This window comes from Bacillus sp. PK6-16 (genome assembly GCF_056530295.1).
In genome coordinates this window covers 894,791-915,364 of record NZ_CP096511.1, presented here as the reverse complement: position 1 = coordinate 915,364, position 20,574 = coordinate 894,791, and the positions used below count along the sequence as shown (strand labels likewise).

Annotated in this window: 21 protein-coding genes, 2 pseudogenes and 4 other annotated features (1 of these 27 running past the window's edge); of the genes and pseudogenes, 10 read left to right on the top strand and 13 right to left on the bottom strand. The window is 37.5% G+C overall.

The window, feature by feature from the left end; genetic code table 11:
* The first annotated feature begins 53 nt into the window (after nucleotides 1-53).
* From rnhC to M1D66_RS04685, 5 genes are all read left to right on the top strand, one after another.
* Nucleotides 54-989 carry a ribonuclease HIII gene (rnhC, locus tag M1D66_RS04705; RefSeq protein WP_000071610.1) on the top strand — a complete coding sequence of 312 codons (936 nt, stop codon included), beginning with the start codon at nucleotides 54-56 and terminating at the stop codon, nucleotides 987-989.
* Nucleotides 990-1,105: 116 nt separating this feature from the next.
* Nucleotides 1,106-1,375, top strand: coding sequence for a hypothetical protein (locus M1D66_RS04700; protein WP_000925559.1), 270 nt, complete (start codon nucleotides 1,106-1,108; stop codon nucleotides 1,373-1,375).
* Nucleotides 1,372-1,605, top strand: coding sequence for a hypothetical protein (locus M1D66_RS04695; protein WP_000994754.1), 234 nt, complete (start codon nucleotides 1,372-1,374; stop codon nucleotides 1,603-1,605). Before M1D66_RS04700 ends, M1D66_RS04695 begins: the two co-directional genes overlap by 4 nt.
* A gap of 88 nt (nucleotides 1,606-1,693) precedes the next feature.
* The gene (gene tnpA / locus M1D66_RS04690; RefSeq protein ID WP_000606465.1) at nucleotides 1,694-2,095 is read left to right on the top strand and encodes an IS200/IS605 family transposase; all 402 of its coding nucleotides are present in this window, start codon (nucleotides 1,694-1,696) and stop codon (nucleotides 2,093-2,095) included.
* A gap of 5 nt (nucleotides 2,096-2,100) precedes the next feature.
* Entirely contained in the window at nucleotides 2,101-3,180 is a 1,080-nt protein-coding gene (locus M1D66_RS04685; protein WP_000084138.1) for an RNA-guided endonuclease InsQ/TnpB family protein, read from the top strand.
* Nucleotides 3,181-3,451: 271 nt separating this feature from the next.
* Here M1D66_RS04685 and M1D66_RS04680 read toward each other — a convergent pair whose 3' ends face one another.
* The 5 genes from M1D66_RS04680 to M1D66_RS04660 all read right to left on the bottom strand — a co-directional run bounded on the left by M1D66_RS04680 (nucleotide 3,452) and on the right by M1D66_RS04660 (nucleotide 10,121).
* Nucleotides 3,452-3,586 (bottom strand): YuzL family protein, encoded by a 135-nt coding sequence (locus M1D66_RS04680; protein ID WP_000039589.1) that lies wholly within the window; start codon nucleotides 3,584-3,586, stop codon nucleotides 3,452-3,454.
* Between the two features lie 92 nt (nucleotides 3,587-3,678).
* Nucleotides 3,679-5,070 (bottom strand): asparagine--tRNA ligase, encoded by a 1,392-nt coding sequence (asnS, locus tag M1D66_RS04675; RefSeq protein ID WP_000432165.1) that lies wholly within the window; start codon nucleotides 5,068-5,070, stop codon nucleotides 3,679-3,681.
* 52 nt (nucleotides 5,071-5,122) lie between these two features.
* Nucleotides 5,123-5,374 (bottom strand) — a binding site (T-box leader).
* Between the two features lie 154 nt (nucleotides 5,375-5,528).
* On the bottom strand, nucleotides 5,529-7,949 hold the full coding sequence (gene pheT, locus M1D66_RS04670; protein WP_000498188.1) for a phenylalanine--tRNA ligase subunit beta: 2,421 nt from the start codon (nucleotides 7,947-7,949) through the stop codon (nucleotides 5,529-5,531).
* Between the two features lie 18 nt (nucleotides 7,950-7,967).
* On the bottom strand, nucleotides 7,968-9,002 hold the full coding sequence (gene pheS / locus M1D66_RS04665) for a phenylalanine--tRNA ligase subunit alpha (RefSeq protein WP_000388222.1): 1,035 nt from the start codon (nucleotides 9,000-9,002) through the stop codon (nucleotides 7,968-7,970).
* 44 nt (nucleotides 9,003-9,046) lie between these two features.
* Nucleotides 9,047-9,275, bottom strand: a binding site (T-box leader).
* Nucleotides 9,276-9,323: 48 nt separating this feature from the next.
* Entirely contained in the window at nucleotides 9,324-10,121 is a 798-nt protein-coding gene (locus tag M1D66_RS04660; RefSeq protein ID WP_002026395.1) for a TrmH family RNA methyltransferase, read from the bottom strand.
* Between the two features lie 82 nt (nucleotides 10,122-10,203).
* Here M1D66_RS04660 and sspI point away from each other — a divergent pair, with 82 nt between their 5' ends.
* From sspI to M1D66_RS04640, 4 genes and pseudogenes are all read left to right on the top strand, one after another.
* Complete coding sequence (sspI, locus tag M1D66_RS04655) at nucleotides 10,204-10,413, top strand: small acid-soluble spore protein SspI (RefSeq protein ID WP_000009509.1); 210 nt, start codon at nucleotides 10,204-10,206, stop codon at nucleotides 10,411-10,413.
* A 176-nt stretch (nucleotides 10,414-10,589) separates the two neighbouring features.
* Entirely contained in the window at nucleotides 10,590-11,147 is a 558-nt protein-coding gene (locus tag M1D66_RS04650; RefSeq protein WP_000554786.1) for an HD domain-containing protein, read from the top strand.
* Between the two features lie 74 nt (nucleotides 11,148-11,221).
* Nucleotides 11,222-11,302 (top strand): annotated as a pseudogene (locus M1D66_RS04645) (CPBP family intramembrane glutamic endopeptidase); the annotation flags it as partial.
* A 58-nt stretch (nucleotides 11,303-11,360) separates the two neighbouring features.
* Nucleotides 11,361-11,497: pseudogene (locus M1D66_RS04640) on the top strand (DNA-binding protein); the annotation flags it as partial.
* 37 nt (nucleotides 11,498-11,534) lie between these two features.
* Here the strand turns inward: M1D66_RS04640 and M1D66_RS04635 are convergent.
* Nucleotides 11,535-13,334, bottom strand: a complete 1,800-nt coding sequence (locus tag M1D66_RS04635) for a DHA2 family efflux MFS transporter permease subunit (RefSeq protein ID WP_000095295.1) — start codon at nucleotides 13,332-13,334, stop codon at nucleotides 11,535-11,537.
* 12 nt (nucleotides 13,335-13,346) lie between these two features.
* Nucleotides 13,347-14,000, bottom strand: a complete 654-nt coding sequence (locus M1D66_RS04630; protein ID WP_001071419.1) for an HlyD family secretion protein — start codon at nucleotides 13,998-14,000, stop codon at nucleotides 13,347-13,349.
* Nucleotides 14,001-14,296: 296 nt separating this feature from the next.
* Between M1D66_RS04630 and M1D66_RS04625 the strand changes: the two genes are divergently transcribed.
* Nucleotides 14,297-14,914 carry a TetR/AcrR family transcriptional regulator gene (locus M1D66_RS04625; RefSeq protein WP_000023661.1) on the top strand — a complete coding sequence of 206 codons (618 nt, stop codon included), beginning with the start codon at nucleotides 14,297-14,299 and terminating at the stop codon, nucleotides 14,912-14,914.
* A gap of 40 nt (nucleotides 14,915-14,954) precedes the next feature.
* Here M1D66_RS04625 and M1D66_RS04620 read toward each other — a convergent pair whose 3' ends face one another.
* The 6 genes from M1D66_RS04620 to thrS form a co-directional block, all read right to left on the bottom strand.
* A complete protein-coding gene (locus tag M1D66_RS04620) occupies nucleotides 14,955-16,040 on the bottom strand; it encodes a M42 family metallopeptidase (protein WP_144596819.1) in 1,086 nt (361 codons plus the stop codon).
* A gap of 70 nt (nucleotides 16,041-16,110) precedes the next feature.
* Entirely contained in the window at nucleotides 16,111-16,602 is a 492-nt protein-coding gene (locus M1D66_RS04615) for a dUTP diphosphatase (protein ID WP_000365050.1), read from the bottom strand.
* Between the two features lie 442 nt (nucleotides 16,603-17,044).
* A complete protein-coding gene (gene rplT / locus M1D66_RS04610) occupies nucleotides 17,045-17,401 on the bottom strand; it encodes a 50S ribosomal protein L20 (protein WP_001138362.1) in 357 nt (118 codons plus the stop codon).
* Nucleotides 17,402-17,438: 37 nt separating this feature from the next.
* Complete coding sequence (rpmI, locus tag M1D66_RS04605; RefSeq protein WP_001125945.1) at nucleotides 17,439-17,639, bottom strand: 50S ribosomal protein L35; 201 nt, start codon at nucleotides 17,637-17,639, stop codon at nucleotides 17,439-17,441.
* Nucleotides 17,640-17,660: 21 nt separating this feature from the next.
* Nucleotides 17,661-18,164, bottom strand: coding sequence for a translation initiation factor IF-3 (infC, locus tag M1D66_RS04600; RefSeq protein ID WP_000973215.1), 504 nt, complete (start codon nucleotides 18,162-18,164; stop codon nucleotides 17,661-17,663).
* 63 nt (nucleotides 18,165-18,227) lie between these two features.
* Nucleotides 18,228-18,348 (bottom strand) — a sequence feature (ribosomal protein L20 leader region).
* Nucleotides 18,349-18,558: 210 nt separating this feature from the next.
* Nucleotides 18,559-20,496, bottom strand: a complete 1,938-nt coding sequence (gene thrS / locus M1D66_RS04595) for a threonine--tRNA ligase (RefSeq protein WP_000786083.1) — start codon at nucleotides 20,494-20,496, stop codon at nucleotides 18,559-18,561.
* 47 nt (nucleotides 20,497-20,543) lie between these two features.
* Nucleotides 20,544-20,574, bottom strand: a binding site (T-box leader); it runs 197 nt beyond the window's last position.

Below are 20,574 nucleotides of genomic sequence, written 5' to 3'. Positions count from 1 at the left end.
AAAGAACAATCCGATATGATAAAAATAACAATATAAAAAAAGGGGCGACCATTATGTCAAATTCTATCGTAATTCAAACAAGTTCTACAGTAATTGAAGACATGAAACAACAATATAAACACTCGCTTAGCCCGAAAACTCCGCAAGGCGGGATCTTCATGGCAAAGGTGCCATCTTGCACAATTACAGCGTATAAATCCGGAAAAGTAATGTTCCAAGGTGGACGTGCTGAAGCAGAAGCTGCCCGTTGGCAAACTGTCTTCCAAACTCCCAAAACAGCTGTAAAAAAATCTGTCGATTCACACCGTTATGCACCGCCTGCTTCCATCGGTACAATGTCTATCGTAGGGTCAGATGAAGTGGGTACTGGTGATTTCTTCGGGCCGATGACAGTCGTTGCTGTATATGTGGATGCGAAGCAAATTCCACTACTAAAAGAACTTGGTGTAAAAGACTCTAAAAACTTAAATGACGAACAAATTACTGCCATTGCGAAACAACTTCTTCACGTTGTTCCTTACAGTTCTCTCGTTCTTCATAACGAAAAATATAACGAGCTATTTGATAAAGGAAACAACCAAGGTAAACTAAAAGCTTTGCTACATAATAAAGCTATTACAAACTTATTAGCTAAAATGGCACCTACAAAACCTGAAGGCGTCTTAATCGACCAATTCACACAGCCTGATACATACTACAAATATTTAGCAAAACAAAAACAGGTACAACGTGAAAATGTTTACTTCGCAACGAAAGGCGAAAGCGTCCATTTAGCAGTAGCCGCCGCCTCCATTTTAGCTCGTTACTCATTCGTAAAACAATTTGATGAACTAAGTAAAAAAGCTGGTATGCCCCTTCCAAAAGGTGCAGGTAAACAAGTTGATATCGCCGCCGCTAAATTAATTCAAAAGCTTGGTAAAGAACGATTACCTGAGTTTGTGAAACTGCATTTTGCTAATACGGAAAAGGCGCTTCGCTTACTAAAATAGTATCGACAAAAACAGGAGCCTACAAACTCCTGTTTTTTGTTTTATCCTACTATTGTCCTTATAGTTTTGTTATAATTACAATATACAGATTATTCTAACATAGGAGGAGATTCCCATTGCTACTTCTACAAATGATTCTAAATATTTTACTAGGTAATCCACACGAAAGGCAGTTTGAAATTAGAGAAAACATTCAGCTGCTAAGTGAACAACGAGCGTTCAACGATTTAATAGAGCGCTATGGCCGATCTTTCTTATTAAACTTTCGGGTCCGCAGGTTTATCGGGAAACACGATGCTCGCTCGTTAATACATAATCCAGCAAAACTACAACACTTCTGTGAGGAACTTGAATGTATGATTAGAAAAAGGCGGTCTTTCATATGAACGCTGTAAAAGTTAAAAAGGTACTTTATGCATTCGTACACATCGTAGGTCCTCTATCTTACCTCACTATTTCTACCATTTGGGGAGCTTTTTTCACTACTAAATCTACATTTGAAAATATATCTGATAATCTTGGCGTGATGGCCATCTATTACAGCCCTTTCCGAACGGGAAAGTCCATCGCCTTTAGGCATGGGATGAAAGTGAGGTTGGATACGGAGTACCACTAAAAATCGCTAAGTTTGTGGTACTTTAAGTATTCAAAATATTGGTATCTTTTGTGGTGTAGTTTAAAAGTAAAACTGATACAATGTGAATATGATAAATGATTATAGAAGAACCAAAACAACTGTGTCATTAATTAACTACCATTTTGTGTTTTGCCCGCGATACAGAAGAAAGATTTTTCTTAACACAAAAGTAGAAGAACGTTTCAAAGAGTTGGTTCAAGAAATATGCGGAGAAATGGATGTTGCTATTGTCGCAATGGAATGCGACAAAGACCACGTTCACTTGTTCTTAAATACACTACCAACACTTAGTCCTGCTGACACAATGGCGAAAATTAAAGGAGTGACATCGAAGCGTTTGAGAGGAGAGTTTCCTCATCTTCAACACTTGCCAAGTCTATGGACACGTTCCTATTTTGTTTCTACTGCTGGAAATGTATCGACTGAGACAATTAAACAGTATGTTGAAAATCAAAAGACGAGGGGGTGAAAATTGTGTCACAAACAATCACAGTCAAAGTTAAATTGCTTCCAACAAAAGAACAAATTCAGTTATTGGAACAAAGTAGCTATGAGTATATTAAAGTCATTAATACACTTGTATCTGAAATGGCTGAAGCGAAGAAGGGCACTAAGAAAAGTACAAAAGATGTTGAAGCGAATCTTCCAAGCGCAGTGAAGAACCAAGCAATTAAAGACGCTAAAAGTGTGTTTTCTACAAAGGTGAAAAAAAGTAAATACAAAGTTATTCCGATTCTAAAGAGACCTGTTTGTGTATGGAACAATCAAAACTATTCGTTTGACTTCACGCACATTTCAGTTCCACTCATGGTAAATGGAAAATCAACTCGCTTAAAGGTTCGTGCTTTATTAACTGATAAATATAATCGCAATTTTAATTTGTTAACACACAAGTTAGGTACACTTCGTATCACGAAGAAATCTAATAAGTGGATTGCTCAAATATCTGTCACAATTCCTACAAATGAAAAAACAGGAACGAAGATTTTAGGGGTAGATTTAGGTCTTAAAGTCCCTGCGGTAGCCATCACAGACGATGAGAAAGTTCGTTTCTTCGGCAATGGTAGACAAAACAAATATATGAAACGTAAGTTTCGTAGTGTTCGTAAGAAGTTAGGTGAAAATAAGAAATTAAATGCCATTCGACAACTTGATGATAAAGAACAAAGATGGATGCAAGACCAAGACCACAAAGTAAGTCGTGAAATCATTGACTTTGCAACCGATAATAACATTTCTGTTATTCGTTTAGAACAACTAACGAATATTAGACAGACGGCAAGAACAAGCCGTAAAAACGAGAAAAATCTACACACTTGGTCATTCTATCGTTTAGCACAATTCATTGAATACAAAGCGAATTTAGTTGGTATTAAGGTAGAATATGTGAACCCTGCTTATACAAGTCAAACATGTCCGAAATGTTCTGAAAAGAACAAAGCACCAGACAGAAAATACAAATGCCGATGTGGATTTGAGAAACATCGTGATATTGTTGGGGCGATGAATATTCGCTACGCAACTGTGATTGATGGTAACAGTCAATCAGCCTAAGATGCTATACGCACTGTCTTAGGAGGGGCAATGAGATGCCCTCATCTTGAAGTCTGTTCAAAACAGAAATGGACTGCGAACGTTTAGTCATTCAAGAATCCCACCCGTCAATCCGTAAGGATTAGGGCTTGCGACTTTAGTCGTGGGAGTCTCAATGTGGTTTTTCTATTTCGATCGATTAGACAAGGATGTAGATAACATTACAAAAGAGATTCATGATAAAAAGATGTAACACATAAAAAGGAGAGTCGCCAAGACTCTCCTTTTTATGTTAGCTTTGTTTCTGCTTCTTATTAGATGAAGATACTTTATGAGAACCTGTTTCATGTGTTGTCGTTCCTTGTCCTTCTACTTCTGGAGAACCTAGGCCCGATCTCGAATGATCTTTTTTCACTTTTTTACTCATTTATATTCACCCCTTCGCGTTACTTTTTGCTACAGGAGAATAAACTATACAAAATAAAAAGCGAGAGGAAATCCTCTCGCTTTTTTCATATTTTAGAACTCAGAAGAACCTGGAGTTCTTGGGAATGGAATTACGTCACGGATGTTAGCCATGCCAGTGATGTACATTAGGAAGCGCTCGAAACCTAGACCGAATCCAGCGTGTTTTGTACCGCCGTATTTTCTAAGTTCTAAGTACCACCAGTAGTCCTCTTCGTTCATACCTAATTCTTTAATTCTGTCTACTAAAACGTCCATTCTTTCTTCACGTTGACTGCCGCCGATTAATTCGCCGATGCCAGGAACTAGAAGGTCAGTAGCAGCTACTGTTTTACCGTCGTCATTTAAGCGCATGTAGAACGCTTTAATGTCTTTCGGATAGTCAGTTACGAATACAGGGCGTTTGAAGATTTCTTCTGATAAGTATCTTTCGTGCTCTGTTTGTAAGTCAATACCCCATTCTACTGGGTATTTGAAGTCAGCACCTGATTCTTGAAGTACTTTAATTGCTTCTGTATAAGTGATGCGACCGAAGTCAGAGTTAATTACGTTATTCATACGCTCTAGAACTGTTTTATCAACGAAGCTGTTGAAGAATTCCATTTCTTCTGGTGCATGCTCTAATACGTATTTCATTGCATATTTCAGCATATCTTCTGTAAGGTTCATTACGTCACCTAGTTCAGCGAATGCAATCTCAGGCTCAACCATCCAGAACTCGGCAGCGTGGCGAGTTGTGTTTGAGTTTTCTGCACGGAATGTAGGTCCGAATGTGTATACATCACGGAATGCTAATGCATAAGCTTCAGCGTTCAGCTGTCCACTTACTGTTAAGTTTGTTTCTTTGCCGAAGAAGTCTTTTGTTTCATCAACTTGTCCGTCTTCGCCTTTTGGTACGTTGTTTAAATCTTGCGTTGTTACGCGGAACATTTCGCCTGCACCTTCTGTATCACTACCAGTGATGATTGGCGTGTGAACATGTACGAATCCACGCTCTTGGAAGAATTGGTGAATCGCAAATGCTGCGATAGAACGTACGCGGAACGTTGCAGAGAATGCATTTGTTCTTGGACGTAAGTGAGCGATTGTACGTAAGTATTCAAACGTATGACGCTTCTTTTGAAGTGGGTAATCAGAATCTGATAAGCCCTCGATATCAATTTTTTCTGCTTTAATTTCAAATGGTTGCTTCGCTCCAGGCGTTGCAATTACTTTACCTTCTACTTTAACTGAAGAGCTAAGTGGAAGTTTTGCAATTTCTTTGAAGTTATCTAATTCTGTATCGAAAACGATTTGAACGCTTTTGAAGAAGCTACCGTCGTTTAATTCGATGAAACCAAATGCTTTTGAATCACGTAAGTTACGAATCCACCCTGATACTTGTACTGTTTGACCTGCGTATTTATCTGTATCTCTATACAGACTTTTTACTAATGTGTTTTCCATAGTGAAATTCTCCTTTGCTCATATATTTAAATACAAAAAAACCTTTCATCCATAAAGGGACGAAAGGTTAAACTTCGCGGTACCACCCAATTTGTCATAAAGACCAACTTTAACTCGTATGTAATACATACTTCCCGGTTTGTAACAGGCCGGATTCCCGTCTAAGTCTACTCTTGAATACAAGATTCAATTTCGGTTAGCAACTCCAAGGTGTTCTTCACATATACCGCCTCATCAGGCTCTCACCGTCCCTGACTCGCTTTGGATTATAGTATATACTACTTTTCCTTATCATCGTCTTTCATTTTGTTAAACTAAAATTAATGTACTACATTCGAGAGAAAGATGCAAGGTGTCGGAAAATATATGAGCGATTTTTGTAATATATCGACTTACCGAGAGTATCCGACAACCAATCCAATAAAAAAATTGCCGGAATATATCCGGCAATTTTCTAATTACTTACGTAACTCCGCACCGAATTTCTCTTCTACCGTTGTTAGTACACGGTTATGTGCTTCTGTTACTTCTTCGTCTGTTAATGTACGTTCTGCATCGAAGTAAGTCATAGAGAATGCAAGTGATTTCTTGCCTTCTTCCATTTTTTCACCTTCGTATAAGTCAAATAATGTTACATCTTTCAGAAGTTCTCCGCCAGCTTCAGCAATGACTTGCTTCATTTCACCAGCTTTTGTTTCTTTTGTTACTACAACAGCCATGTCACGTGTCATAGATGGGAAACGTGGAATTGCTGAGTAGTAAGTTTCTTCAGCGTCTGCACCGAATACTTTTACAAGAGATAATTCAAATACGAATGTATTTTTCACATCTAATTGTTTTTCTGCTTCTGGGTGCAATTGACCGATGAAACCAATTACTTCGCCATCTAATACGATGTCAGCTGTACGTCCTGGGTGCATACCTTCACGTTTTGCTGGTGCATATGTGATTTGGTTTGCAACGCCAAGTACGTCGAATAGTCCTTCTAGTACACCTTTCACAACGAAGAAATCTACTACTTTCTTCTCACCTTGCCATGCATGGTGAAGAGCAAGACCTGTCATAACACCTGCAAGATGCTGTTCTTCTTTCGGAAGTTCTCCTTCTTCTGTCGGTAAGAAGATAGAACCTACTTCGTATAAAGCAACGCTGTCGTTTTTACGAGCGACATTGTATGAAACTGCTTCTAGTAATTGCGGTACTAAGCTTAAACGAAGTTGGCTACGTTCTTCACTCATTGGAAGTGCAAGACCTACAGGCGCCTTTTCGTTTGGCTCAACCATATATTGTTTCGCTTTGTCAGCGCTTGTTAATGAATACGTGATTGCTTCATATAAACCAGCACCCTCTAAGAAGCGGCGTACTTTACGACGTTTCGTTTGTGCTGATGTTAATTTACCACGAGTCATCGTTCCAGAAGGTAATGTAACTGGAATGTGGTCATAACCGTATAGACGACCCACTTCTTCTACTAAGTCTTCTGAAATTGTAATATCAGGACGACGTGCTGGTACATTTACATGGAATGTTCCTTCTACTTCTGTGAATGGGAATTTCAAGTTTGTGAACATTGTACCCATTTCACTCGCAGAAATATTTGTACCTAATACACGGTTTACTTTTTCAGCAGTAACAGATACTGTACGCTCTTGTACTTGTAAGTTGTCAGCTTCTACTACACCTTCAAGTGCTTCACCGCCAGCATATTTCGCCATTAAAGCAGCTGCGTGTTGAATTGCTTCAAATGTACGTGTTGGGTCGATTCCTTTTTCGAAACGTGCACTTGATTCACTACGAAGACCTAAGTCTTTTGATGTACGACGTACTGTTTGACCTGCAAAGTATGCAGACTCAATTAGAACGTTTACTGTCTCATTTGTAACTTCAGAATCCGCCCCGCCCATTACACCAGCAACAGCTAAAGCTTTCGTGCCGTTTGTAATTACAAGGTGGTGGCTTTGTAATGTACGCTCTTGATCATCTAACGTTTCAATTTTTTCGCCTTCTTTTGCAAGACGAACAACGATTTCTTTTGAACCTAATTTATCGTAATCGAATGCATGTAACGGTTGACCGTATTCCATTAAAATGTAGTTTGTAATATCAACTACGTTGCTAATTGGACGAATGCCAGCTGCCATAAGACGAGTTTGCATCCACATTGGTGATGGACCAATCTTTACGTTTTTAACCATTTTTGCAATGTATAATGGGTTTTCTTCTTTCGCTTCTACACTTACAGAAATATAATCAGAAGTTTTTTCTGCTGTTTCTTGTAAGTCGATAGCTGGAAGTTTTACTTCGCGGCCATAAATAGCAGCTACTTCATATGCAACACCTAACATGTTTAAGCAATCTGCACGGTTTGGTGTTAAGCCAAGCTCAAGTACTTCATCGTGTAAGTTTAAAATTTCAAGTGCATCTGCACCAACTTCAGCGTCACTTGGGAAGATAAAGATACCATCTGCGTATTCTTTTGAAACTAACTTTCCATCAATACCAAGCTCTTGAAGAGCACAAACCATACCGTGAGAAGCTTCACCGCGTAGTTTTGCTTTTTTGATTTTGAAGTTACCAGGAAGTACAGCTCCAACTTTTGCAACTGGTACTTTTAAACCTTTTGCAATGTTAGCAGCTCCACAAATAATTTGAACTGGCTCTTCTTCACCGATATCGATTAAGCATTTGCTTAATTTATCAGCTTCTGGGTGTTTTTCACATTCTAATACGTGACCAACTACAACACCTTTTACACCTTTATTTAATACTTCAACGCCTTCTACTTCAATACCACTTTTCGTGATTTTGTCTGCTAGTTCTTGTGCTGTTACATCTTTAATATCTACATACTCTTGTAACCAACGATATGATACGAACATACTTATCCTCTCCTTCCCTTACGCTCGTTTGAATTGTTGTAAGAAACGTACATCATTTGTATAGAAATGACGAATGTCATCTACTCCGTATTTCAACATTGCGATACGCTCTGCGCCCATACCGAATGCGAAACCTTGATATTCTTTTGAATCATAACCAGCCATTTCAAGTACGTTCGGGTGAACCATACCTGCGCCTAGAATTTCAATCCAGCCAGTTCCTTTACAAGTGCCGCAACCTTTGCCATGACACATCATACAAGAAATATCCATCTCTACAGATGGCTCTGTGAATGGGAAGAAACTTGGACGAAGACGGATTTCACGATCTTCACCGAACATCTTTTTCACGAATACTTGCAGTGTACCTTTTAAGTCACTCATACGAATGTTTTTATCAATTACAAGACCTTCAATTTGCATGAACTGATGTGAATGCGTCGCATCATCGTCATCACGGCGATACACTTTACCAGGACAAATAATTTTGATTGGGCCTTTTTCTTTATTATTTTCCATCGTACGTGCTTGCACAGAAGATGTATGTGTACGTAGTAACGTTTCTTCTGTAATGTAGAATGTATCTTGCATATCACGCGCTGGGTGATCTTTCGGTAAGTTTAGTGCTTCGAAGTTGTAGTAGTCTTTTTCTACTTCTGTTCCTTCAGCTACTTCATAACCCATACCGATGAATACATCTTCAATTTGTTCAACAACAGCTGTTAACGGATGGTGGCAACCTGTTTCAACAGGACGACCTGGCAATGTAACATCAATTGTTTCAGTAGCTAGTTTCGCTTCGATTACTGCTTTTTCTAAGTTACTAATTTTGTCTTCTAGACGCGTTTGAATCGCTTCACGTACTTCATTTACTAATGCTCCCATACGTGGACGCTCTTCTGCTGATAATTTTCCCATGCCGCGTAATACTTCTGTAATTGGGCCTTTTTTTCCTAAATACGCTACGCGTACGTCGTTTAAGCCCTTTAGCTCTTTCGCTTCTTCAATAAGCTCTAACGCTTTTTGCTTTAGCTCTTTTAAACGTGCTTCCATTTTGGAACCCTCCTAATTTTAAAAATAAAAAAACCTCGCTCCCAAAAAGGGACGAGGTAAATTCGCGGTACCACCCTAAATTGACAGAACAAGTCTGCCCACTCATTAGTTATAACGATCAATTCTGACCGGAACGCCTTTACATATACATGGTCCTGGCGTCAACTCCAGAGGTGAATTCACTTCCGTCTACCATAAGAATGCTTTCAGTCTACGGCACTCTCTCCCTATATGGCGATTTTGTAAGTTACTCTTCTCTATCAACGTTTTTCGTTATTTAACTTTTAATATAATGTACTTCAACTTATTATAAGAAGTTTTTTATTTGTTCGCAACCGGGCTTTGCAAATAATACGTTAAAATCCCTGCTGCAACCGCAACATTTAATGATTCTGCCCCGCCGTAAATCGGAATATACAAGTTTTGATCCGTTTTTGCAAGAATTTCTTGGCGTACGCCATTTCCTTCATTTCCTACAATTAATGCAAAACTGCCAGCCGGCGTTACTTCACCATACGGAACTCCATTTTCAAGAGCTGTTCCATATACAGGAACGTTATTTTCTTTTAACTTGTCTACCCATTCTTCTAAGTTCCCTTTTACAATTGGCAAGTGGAAAATAGAGCCTTGTGTAGAGCGGAGTACTTTACTATTGTAAACATCAACACAACCTTCTCCAAGCACAACGGCGTGAATACCAGCTGCATCAGCTGTACGAATAATTGTTCCTAAATTACCTGGGTCTTGCAGGCCATCTAATAAAAGGAATTTCCCATCAGTAAGAGCTACTTCTTTCTCATGCTTCTCACAAACAGCAAATACACCTTGCGTCGTTTCTGTTTCACGAAGTATTTTTACAATCGCCTCAGGTACGATGTACATTTCCACATCATTAACTGTCCAATCTTTCGGAAGGTCTGTCTGATCTGAAACGATAAGTTCTGTTACAATCCCTGTCTTCAAAGCTTCCTCGACTAAGTGGAATCCTTCTACAAAAAATAAACCTTTTTTATCGCGTTCTTTTTTCGTTTGCAGCTTTTTCCACTGCTTTACACGCGGATTTTGTACTGAATCAATGTTTTTCATAATATGTATTTCCCTCTCTTCTTGTCTTATCATTATAGCCTATTTTTCATACATATTTACATAAAAAAGAACAAAAACTAACGTCAGTTTCAATTCTGAAGAAGAGGTGAAAGCAATGAGTTTTAATTTACGCGGTGCCGTATTAGCGAATGTATCTGGAAATTCACAAGATCAATTACAAGAAACAATCGTCGATGCAATTCAAAGCGGTGAAGAAAAAATGCTTCCAGGTCTTGGCGTTTTATTTGAAGTCATTTGGAAAAACGCTGATGAAAATGAAAAGCACGAAATGTTAGAAACACTAGAGCAAGGATTAAAAAAATAAGCAATTTGAAAATCACCTTTGCATAAGCTAAGGTGATTTTTTTGCAGAAAAATTTTTTCTTCTCCTAAACATTTCTACTTTACTAACGAACTATGATGGAGTACAATGTTCAAAATACATTTAAACCGATCGATTTTTCTTCATATACACCATAAGATAAAAGGAGTGAATGTTTTATGCACCGTATTACGCTTGAACAAATTTTTAAACACCACATTACACAAAAATACGTAAACCGTTCTGGAATGGTCCACGCGATCGCTGTCGCTTACCATGCGTTTCACCTAGCCAAAAAGCATCACGCCTCAGTCGATGCTGCCACAAAAGCTGGCTTCCTTCATGATATCGGACATCATACGTGGTACACAGGCGGCGAATGGGATTATGACTTATATAAAAAGAATGATATCCATGCAATTAAAGGCGCTGAAAGAGCACATAAATTACTTATTAGATTAGGAGAACATCCAAAACTAGCAAAAGAAATTTCTATTGCAATTCTTCTTCATACAGATTCTTTCTTAGTGGAACAAGAAATTGAAAGAACATCTCTTCAAAATATTATTAAATGGGCAGACGAAGCAGATGAAGAACCGGGCGGAGCGCATCATTATCGAACAATTTCTTATGAAAAAGCACTTAAAGCAATTCAGCAATTAGATCGATTGGTAGAGCGTGAATTGCAAATAGAGCAAGCAAAATTGAATAACAAGACAGAACATAGTTATCAATGAGAAAGAGGCATCACTACAGGGTGATACCTCTTTTGTTATTTTGCGGAAAATACACCTTTATATGTAATATTTAAATATTACGCCTGAAAACAAAATCCATTATTCCAGCTATGTTATTTCATATTATGAATAATCTGTTAGCATTCTTAGGATAAAGAGAGGTATCATGATGATACCTCTCTTTACTCTTTTTATAACAACTTCTTTATACTAATTTTAATTTTTTTAATTGTCTTATTAGCGAGGATAAATGGATTACAAGCACAATGTAAAAGTATACACAACATAGGGGACTACTGGGGGTTATTTTCTGGGTTCTCATGTCTGCAGGTGATTCATTCTATATCTAATTGAATCCTTGTATAAGAAAACAAAAAAGCAGGGAAATTAATTCCCTGCTTTTCTATTTGGTTTATTGCCTGATTGTAAGAAGAACGATAACACCCAAGCGATACCTGCTAGTATCGTTGCGATTAAGAAGGCATCGTTAATACCGTTAATTGCAGATAGCTTTGAAATTTGTCCATATAATAGTTGTGTGCTCATCGCGTCTCCTGCTTGAGCTGATCCAGCTAAGGCCGCTAAGCTTTGACCCATGCCGTGTACTTTATCAACTAAAATTGGGTTTGATGTTGTTAACATGTTGCCGTAATCAGCTACGTGAGCAGTCGTTTGTTGCGTCATAAGTGTAATTAAAATAGCTGTTCCGATTGAACCCGCTACTTGTCTTGACGTATTTTGCGTTGCTGTACCGTGAGAAATTAATTTCATCGGTAGCGCGTTCATACCAGCTGTCATAATTGGCATCATAATGAATGACATACCAATTGAACGTATAATATAATCCGTCATAATAACGCTATACGGTGTATCCATCGATAATTTTGTAAATTCATATGTCGCATACGTCGTAATTGCCAATCCAATTATCGCTAATGGACGAATGCCATATTTATCGAACAATTTACCCGCTACTGGTCCCATGATCCCCATAATTAATGATCCTGGAAGAAGTAGTAAACCAGATTCAATTGGCGTAAAGCCACGAATGTTTTGCAGATATACTGGAAGCAATAACATACCTCCGAATAATGCCATCGTAACGATTGCGTTAATTACTAAAGTAAAAGTAAATACTGGATATTTAAATACTTGTAAATCAAGCATTTTATTGTCCGTTGTTAACTCTCTCCAAATAAATAACGCTAAACCAATTACACCGATAACAAGTGAAATAATGACTTCTGCACTAGTCCAACTATTATTTCCAGCTTCACTAAATCCGTACAATAAGCTTCCTAGTCCAATACTTGAACTAACCACACCGAATATATCTAATTTCGTTTTAGACACTGGCTGAGCTAGTGTAAAGAATTTTAAAGATAGGAACGTAATAATTAAACCGATAATAAACATCGCATAGAACATTAAGTTCCAGCTATAGTTTTCAATCACCCAACCTGTTACAGTTGGTCCGATAGCTGGTGCTAAAATCATCGCTACACCTAGTAATCCCATCGCCGCTCCGCGTTTATGAGGCGGGAATAACGTCATGAAGATATTCATACCAACCGGCATTAAAATACCCGCACCAACAGCTTGAATTACGCGACCTGTCATCATCATTGTAAAGTTTCCTGAAGTAGCACAAATGATAGATCCTACCGTGAAGAATAACATTGCTGCTACGAATAATTTACGATACGTAAATCGTGAAACTAAAAAGGCACTAATCGGTACTAAAATACCATTTACAAGCATGAAGCCTGTAATTAACCATTGTGCTGTTGAAGTTGATACATTAAATTCATTCATTAACGGAGGTAATGCAACATTAATGATTGTTTGGTTTAAAATAGAAACGAACATGCCTAGAATTAATACAGCTACAACTGCTTTTACGTTCACATTCTCTACAGGCATAGACATTTGTTTTTTCGGCACTTCTTTTTCTTGTTTTACTTCTTCTTGCTTTCCTGTTTCTAACTCAACTACATTAGAAATTTCCGATTCTTGCTTTCGTTCAATTTCTTTCTCTTCTGTTTCAACTTTACTTACTTCTATTTTACTTACGGCTGGGACTTGTTCTTCTCCCATTTTCGTTTTTTTCTTTCGTAAAAGACGATTTACAAGGAAGAAGACGATTATACAAAATAGTGCATATCCTGCAATTACAATTGAGGACATCTCATCTCCCCCTTACTTATGAATACGAACTGTCACATTCATGCCAGGAACAATATTTACTGATTTGCTATGATCTAAAGAAATTTTAACTGGTACTACTTGTGTTACTTTCGTATAGTTCGCTGTTGCGTTGCTTGATGGCAACATAGAGAATGTATTCGCTGTTGTTAAGCCAACTTGTTCTACTTTTCCTGTTAACGTTGTATCTGGGTATGCATCTACATACACATCTACATCTTGACCTTTTTGAACATCATCAACATCTGTTTCTTCAATGTTTGCTGTTACCCATAAATTGTTCATATCAAATGCATAAGCAATCGGGCTACCCGCTCCAACGAAAGCATTTGTTGTCGCGTTTGATTGTACAACTGTTGCATTTTGTGGAATTGTTACATCTACTGTTTGTTCTCCATTAGCTGCCGCTACAGTAACAGTACCTAATTTATCGTTCTCATTATAATTTTTTCCTACTTCAGCTTTCCAGTCAGTTAGTTTACCTGCTACTGGTGAAGCAACCGGAATTACCTTTCCATCAATCTTTGCATTGTCTGTTTTTAAGTAATTTTCCGTTTGATTGTAATAGTAATAACCGCCAATACCGCCGCCAACTAGTACAATTAATGTGATAATGTTGATAATTACCATTCTTCGAAACTGATTCATTGCATTCCTCTCCTTATATCGCATATAATTTTTTTCTAAACTATTTATGTCCTTATTGTTTAGATTGTTTAATTGTTAATTATATTAACCTTTTAACAAAAAAATCACACCATCTGCAGCGTAAATCGAAATTTATCTACCTGCGAGCGGTGCTGATTTCTGAAGGACTATCGTTTATAATTATAAATAATTATTTTGAATCTACAACCGACAATTTACGTATGAAATGTTGCTTAAACAACAATATAATACCAATATGTTGTTTAAGTATAGAAAATTAAACGAGGAGAAGGAAAATGTCTATTAAAAATACAAATGATCCACGTGTAAAGCGAACGAGACAACTCATTCAGGATGCTTTTGTCGCTTTAGTAGGCGAAAAAGGCTTTGAAAATGTAACTGTGCAACATATCGCAGAACGCGCTCCTGTAAACCGCGCTACATTTTATAGCCATTACCATGATAAATATGACCTATTAGACAAAAGCATTGAAGAAATGTTAGAGAAGCTAGCAGAAGTAATTAAACCGAAAAATAGAAATAAAGAAGATTTTCAACTTACATTTGATTCACCTCATCCTACATTTTTGGCTTTATTCGAACATATCGCAGAAAATGTAAACTTTTATAACGTTATGCTTGGGGATAAAGCTGCCGGAAACTACTCTTATAAAATGATGAAAACAATACAAGTGCATTTAACATTAAGCTTGTCTATTTCACAACCAGATGATGAAGATCTTATGGTTCCTCGTGATATTTTGATTAGTTATGTGACAGGGGCTCACATCGGAATGATTATGTCATGGTTAAAAAGAGGAATGATATATACCCCGCATTTTATGGCGATGCAATTAACTCGTTTAATTATTTTAGGGGCTCATACTGCTGCAGGATTAGAAAGGCCTTTTTAAAACATAAAAAAGCGAAGGAGAAGCTCCTTCGCTTTTTCTATTAATTAAATGTAATGTTATGTACAGCCTCTTTATCAAGACGTTTAATAACTTCTACAATTAACTTCACTGCATTTTCATAATCATCACGATGTAACATTGCCGCATGAGAATGGATATAGCGCGTTGCAATTGTAATTGCCATAGAAGGAATACCATTTACAGCAATGTGAATCGCACCCGCATCCGTTCCTCCGCCTGCTACTGAATCATATTGATACGGGATTTGTAATTCATCAGCAACATCAACTACGAAATCACGTAAACCTGTATGTCCAATAACAGAAGCATCATATAAAATGATTTGTGGTCCATCGCCCATTTTACTTTGTGCTTCTTTTGACGTTACACCCGGTGTATCTCCAGCGATACCAACATCTACTGCGAACGCGATATCTGGTTTAATATAATTCGCAGATGTTTTTGCGCCACGAAGACCAACTTCTTCTTGTACAGTTCCAACGCCATATACAACGTTTGGATGCTTTTCATCTTTTAATTGTTTTAATACGTCAATTGCAATTGCACAACCGATTCGGTTATCCCATGCTTTTGCAAGTAACATTTTTTCATTCTTCATCACTTGGAATTCAAAGTAAGGTACAACTTGATCTCCTGGTCGTACGCCCCACTCCATCGCTTCTTCTTGGCTAGAAGCACCGATATCGATGAACATGTCTTTAATTTCAACTGGCTTTTTACGAGCATCTGGAGGTAAAATGTGCGGTGGTTTTGAACCAATTACACCTGTTACATCTCCTTTACGCGTTACAATCGTCACGCGTTGCGCAAGCATAACTTGTGACCACCAGCCACCAACCGTTTGGAAGCGAAGGAAACCTTTGTCATCGATTTGTGTAATCATAAATCCAACTTCATCTAAATGACCTGCAACCATAATTTTCGGGCCGTTTTCTTCCCCTACTTTTTTCGCAACTAAACTCCCTAAATTATCAGTAGAAAGTTCGTCCGCAAACGGCTCAATATATTTCTTCATTACTTCACGTGGTTCACGCTCATTACCAGCAATACCACGTGCATCTGTTAATTCTTTTAGCATTGTCAATGTCGCGTCTAATTTTGTCATTGCCAACACCCTCCTTTTTCTTCAGTCAATTCATTATACAATAATTAAATTGAAATATTCAAAAATTAAATTAGTATCCTTGTGTTTGACGCTGATGATTTACTTCATTTTTATCTAAATATGCTTTTTCAATCTCTTCTTGTTCAAATTCAAGTGCTTGTCCAAGTCGAAGATAGCTCGTAAATAATTCAATATAGTTTGTAATAGATGGTTGATCTGTAAAACGAATTACTTTCGCATATGTGTCTAAGAAAATTTCCACTTGTGTTTTATTCGTCTGTGCACATTTATAGAATAGGAAGTTTTTATCAATACCTAAATCAATTCCGATTGATAAAATAAAATGCAAACCATCTACGTATTCTTCTAATATTACTTCACGTTCTGATGCTGGTTTGTTGCTCCAATATTTAAAACAACGTGTTTCATTTGCAAGTTCTCCAATTTCTACAAGAAGAGCTAACATTTTTTCTTTTAATAATTTTTTCGGTTGTAAGTCATGTTCTTTTGCAATACGGTCATCTAATTCTTTTTGTAATTTAAATAGTTGTAGTAAGTCCATTCTATTGTCCTCCTCCAACATCGCATTTTACGCAACAATGTTGTTTCATCTCAAAGTTCATTATTATGTTTCAGTTCTTATGAATAAGTCAGCTATCTAACTCTTTATAAAATAGCTTGTCCTTAATTTACAAATACGTTTCAGTCATCGCTCTTAAATTGTTCATCTGATGAAAGTTCCATATCATCTTTCCATTATAGCAGTGTCGTTTCAGCTAGGAAAGATACTCTTCTTTCCAAACGGGCAGAATTGAAAAAAGCCAGGAGTATTCTCCTGACTTCATATATATATTCTTCTATACTGCTATAACTTTTATATTGATTTTGTCATATTGATAACAACATAGCCGTTAATCTTTAGAATTTCTTTCACTTCTAACTTCTATTTGAATACAAATAAAAAAACCTTAGAAGAAAATTCTTCTAAGGTTTCAACTAATTAATTAGTTAATGTTGTTTTTTGCAACTGTTGCTAATTCAGCGAAAGCTTTTTCGTCATGAACAGCTAAGTCAGCAAGCATCTTGCGGTTAACTTCGATGCCAGCATTTTTAAGACCGTGCATTAAGCGGCTGTAAGAAAGACCATTCATACGAGCTGCTGCGTTGATACGTGTAATCCATAATTTACGGAAGTCACGTTTCTTTTGACGGCGGTCACGGAATGCATACATTAGAGATTTCATAACCTGTTGGTTAGCAACCTTGAATAATGTATTTTTTGAACCGTAGTAACCTTTTGCTAATTTAATTACTTTTTTACGACGTTGACGAGTAACTGTACCACCTTTTACTCTTGGCATAATATTACCTCCTAATTGTTCTATATATCAGCCGAACTTATTTTAAGTTGTCAAGCATTTGACGAATGCGTTTGAAGTCACCAGCGCTTACTACACCAGCTTTACGTAGTTTACGTTTAGCTTTTGTAGATTTGTTAGCGAATAAATGGCTTGTGTAAGCGTGAGAACGTTTCAGTTTACCTGATCCAGTCTTTTTGAAACGCTTTGCAGCGCCGCGATGAGTTTTTTGTTTAGGCATAGGTATTTCCTCCTCTATCTATTACTTATCGTTTTTCGGTGCTAAAACTAAGAACATACTGCGTCCTTCCATTTTAGGCTTAGATTCAACTGTACTAACTTCAGCACAAGCTTCTGAGAAGCGATCTAAAACACGTTGACCGATTTCTTTATGAGTAATGGCACGTCCTTTAAAGCGAATTGACGCTTTAACCTTGTCGCCTTTCTCTAAAAACTTGATAGCATTACGAAGTTTTGTGTTAAAGTCGTGTTCATCAATTGTTGGACTTAAACGAACTTCTTTCATGCTAATTACTTTTTGATTTTTGCGCTGCTCTTTTTCTTTCTTCTGTTGCTCAAAGCGGAATTTACCGTAGTCCATAATGCGGCATACTGGCGGTTTCGCATTTGGAGCAACTAATACTAAATCAAGATTAAGATTTGCAGCTAAGTCTAAAGCGTCATTACGAGACTTGATTCCAAGTTGATCGCCATTTGCGCCAACTAAACGTACTTCACGTGCACGAATTTGCTCGTTAATCATCATATCCTTGCTAATAGTAAGCCACCTCCAAGGTTTTCTCAGAACATATTTTGTAGTCATAGAACCCGAACAAAAAAAGTGCGGGCATACGACACCCACACTTGTAAAATCTTAAGTAAGAAATACATTTACCTGTTAACTGCGAATGCGTCCATCAGGTGAGAAGCGGGTGCTTCTACTTGTTCCACAAAACAATATTCTATTATCCTTGATGAGTTTATCATAGGACATGACGTCTGTCAAGAAGACGCGATGTGTTTTACTAACAACAAGAAATATTGTAACAAACAACTAACATACTTGCAATACTTTTTTATGATAAGTGTTACATGGTTATTTTTTCTAATTTTTCTCAAGTATATTACATAAAAAAGCCGCGGTATACCGCGGCTTTTTCTTATCGTTTTCCTTCTACTTTAATCATGTCAACAAAAGCATCTAATGCGATTGTTTCTGATTTTTGTTCACCATATTTACGTACGTTTACGCCGTTTTCAGTTACTTCATTGTCACCTACTACAAGCATGTACGGAATTTTTTGCATTTGTGCTTCACGGATTTTGTAACCGATCTTCTCTTCACGAGTGTCTAATTCAACACGGATACCAGCACGACGCAATTCGTCTTGTACTTTCTTCGCATAGTCTAAATGTACTTGCGGAGAAACTGGAATTACTTGTACTTGAACTGGAGCTAACCATGTTGGGAATGCACCTTTGTATTCTTCAATTAAGAAGGCTACAAAACGTTCCATAGTTGATACAACACCACGGTGAATTACAACTGGACGATGTTGTTTACCGTCTTCACCAACGTATGATAATTCAAAGCGTTCTGGAAGCAAGAAGTCTAATTGTACAGTTGAAAGTGTTTCGTCTTTTCCAAGAGCAGTACGAACTTGAACGTCAAGTTTTGGACCGTAGAATGCCGCTTCACCTTCAGCTTCATAGTAATCAAGACCCATTTCATCCATAGCTTCTTTTAACATACCTTGTGCTTTTTCCCACATCTCATCATCCGCATAATACTTTTTAGTATCTGCTGGGTCGCGGTAAGATAGACGGAATGAGTAGTTCTCTAAACCGAAATCTTTATACACTTCTAGAGTTAAGTTTACAACACGTTTTAACTCTTCTTTAATTTGATCTGGACGAACGAAAATATGCGCATCGTTTAAAGTCATTCCGCGTACACGTTGTAATCCAGATAACGCACCTGACATTTCATAACGGTGCATTGTTCCAAGTTCCGCAATACGGATTGGTAATTCACGGTAGCTGTGAATATCATTTTTATAAACCATCATATGATGAGGACAGTTCATTGGACGAAGAACTAATTCTTCGTTATCCATTTCCATTGATGGGAACATGCCATCACGGTAGTGGTTCCAGTGACCAGAAGTTTCATAAAGCTCTCTGCTTCCTAGTACTGGAGTATATACGTGATCATAGCCTAAGCTTGCTTCTTTATCAACGATATAACGCTCGATAATACGACGAATTGTTGCACCCTTTGGTAACCAAAGTGGTAAACCTTGTCCTACTTTTTGGCTATTAGTAAATAGTTTTAATTCTTTACCTAATTTACGGTGATCGCGCTCTTTCGCTTCTTCAAGCATACGTAAGTGCTCATCTAATTCCGCTTTCTTAACGAATGCAGTACCGTAAATACGTTGTAGCATTTTATTATTGCTATCGCCGCGCCAGTAAGCACCTGCAACGCTTAATAATTTAAACACTTTAATTTTCCCTGTAGATGGAAGGTGAACACCACGACAAAGGTCGAAGAATTCGCCTTGCTCATAGATTGAAATAACTGCATCTTCTGGAAGATCGTTAATTAAATCTAATTTCAACTCATCGCCGATTTCTTCAAAGCGACGAATTGCTTCTGCACGTGGTACTTCATGACGAACGATTTCTAAGTTCTCGTTCACGATTTTTTGCATTTCTTTTTCGATTTTCTTGAAGTCTTCAACTGTAATTGCTTCTTCCATATCAATATCGTAGTAGAAGCCATTTTCAATTACTGGACCAATGCCGAGCTCAACCTTAACATCTTTATATAAACGTTTTAACGCTTGTGCTAAAAGGTGGGCTGTTGAATGGCGTAAAATATATAGGCCATCTTCAGAATCTAATGTAATGATAGAAACTGCACCATCTTCTTCGATTGGTGTAACAAGATCGATCATCTCATCGTTTAATTTTCCAGCTACAGCTTTTTTCTTTAAGCCTGGGCTAATAGAAGCTGCGATTTCTTCAGTTGTTACGCCTTTTGGAAACTCCTTCACAGCTCCATCAGGGAAAGTAATTTTAACTACATCTGCCATCACTGGTCACTCCTCTTTTTCTCAAAATAAAAAACACTCATCCCGTAAAAAGGGACGAGTGTTGAATTCGTGGTTCCA

What these genes read in the sequence shown, in the direction of transcription:
- infC (WP_000973215.1), bottom strand. Translation starts at nt 18,164, where the DNA reads ATGATGATTAACGAGCAAATTCGTGCACGTGAAGTACGTTTAGTTGGC.
- rnhC (WP_000071610.1), top strand. Translation starts at nt 54, where the DNA reads ATGTCAAATTCTATCGTAATTCAAACAAGTTCTACAGTAATTGAAGAC.
- M1D66_RS04635 (WP_000095295.1), bottom strand. Translation starts at nt 13,334, where the DNA reads ATGTCCTCAATTGTAATTGCAGGATATGCACTATTTTGTATAATCGTC.
- M1D66_RS04630 (WP_001071419.1), bottom strand. Translation starts at nt 14,000, where the DNA reads ATGAATCAGTTTCGAAGAATGGTAATTATCAACATTATCACATTAATT.
- pheT (WP_000498188.1), bottom strand. Translation starts at nt 7,949, where the DNA reads ATGTTCGTATCATATCGTTGGTTACAAGAGTATGTAGATATTAAAGAT.
- tnpA (WP_000606465.1), top strand. Translation starts at nt 1,694, where the DNA reads ATGATAAATGATTATAGAAGAACCAAAACAACTGTGTCATTAATTAAC.
- M1D66_RS04680 (WP_000039589.1), bottom strand. Translation starts at nt 3,586, where the DNA reads ATGAGTAAAAAAGTGAAAAAAGATCATTCGAGATCGGGCCTAGGTTCT.
- asnS (WP_000432165.1), bottom strand. Translation starts at nt 5,070, where the DNA reads ATGGAAAACACATTAGTAAAAAGTCTGTATAGAGATACAGATAAATAC.
- M1D66_RS04625 (WP_000023661.1), top strand. Translation starts at nt 14,297, where the DNA reads ATGTCTATTAAAAATACAAATGATCCACGTGTAAAGCGAACGAGACAA.
- M1D66_RS04660 (WP_002026395.1), bottom strand. Translation starts at nt 10,121, where the DNA reads ATGATAAGACAAGAAGAGAGGGAAATACATATTATGAAAAACATTGAT.
- M1D66_RS04620 (WP_144596819.1), bottom strand. Translation starts at nt 16,040, where the DNA reads ATGACAAAATTAGACGCGACATTGACAATGCTAAAAGAATTAACAGAT.
- sspI (WP_000009509.1), top strand. Translation starts at nt 10,204, where the DNA reads ATGAGTTTTAATTTACGCGGTGCCGTATTAGCGAATGTATCTGGAAAT.
- rplT (WP_001138362.1), bottom strand. Translation starts at nt 17,401, where the DNA reads ATGCCAAGAGTAAAAGGTGGTACAGTTACTCGTCAACGTCGTAAAAAA.
- pheS (WP_000388222.1), bottom strand. Translation starts at nt 9,002, where the DNA reads ATGGAAGCACGTTTAAAAGAGCTAAAGCAAAAAGCGTTAGAGCTTATT.
- M1D66_RS04650 (WP_000554786.1), top strand. Translation starts at nt 10,590, where the DNA reads ATGCACCGTATTACGCTTGAACAAATTTTTAAACACCACATTACACAA.
- rpmI (WP_001125945.1), bottom strand. Translation starts at nt 17,639, where the DNA reads ATGCCTAAACAAAAAACTCATCGCGGCGCTGCAAAGCGTTTCAAAAAG.
- M1D66_RS04615 (WP_000365050.1), bottom strand. Translation starts at nt 16,602, where the DNA reads ATGGACTTACTACAACTATTTAAATTACAAAAAGAATTAGATGACCGT.
- thrS (WP_000786083.1), bottom strand. Translation starts at nt 20,496, where the DNA reads ATGGCAGATGTAGTTAAAATTACTTTCCCTGATGGAGCTGTGAAGGAG.
- M1D66_RS04695 (WP_000994754.1), top strand. Translation starts at nt 1,372, where the DNA reads ATGAACGCTGTAAAAGTTAAAAAGGTACTTTATGCATTCGTACACATC.